We start from the raw sequence: 275 nt of genomic DNA, 5'->3' as shown, positions 1-275 counted from the left end.
TGACAAACACAGCGGAGAACAAGATCACGGATACATTGATGTTATTGATATAGGCATAAAACAGGAAGGCTAATACTGCAAAAATACAACTATAAGATAAGCGCAGTGCGCCGGAAGGCGTGAAATTCAATTTGCTGAGTAACAGCATAAAGACAAATGTTCCCGGAACAGAAACAAATGCGGCCACGCTTAAATAACCTGAAACGGCGGCGGCATCCTGATGTAATCCGTAAACGACATAATAAGTAAATACTGAGCCGAAAACGTCCATTGCG

Annotated in this window: 1 pseudogene; it reads right to left on the bottom strand. The window is 42.2% G+C overall.

The annotated features are described in order from the left end of the window. Nucleotides 1-275: pseudogene (locus GBAG_RS22970) on the bottom strand (MFS transporter); the annotation flags it as partial.

The organism is Buttiauxella agrestis ATCC 33320 (assembly GCF_000735355.1).
In the GTDB taxonomy this organism is placed as follows: domain Bacteria; phylum Pseudomonadota; class Gammaproteobacteria; order Enterobacterales; family Enterobacteriaceae; genus Buttiauxella; species Buttiauxella agrestis.
This window is presented reverse-complemented; position numbering and strand designations above follow the sequence as displayed.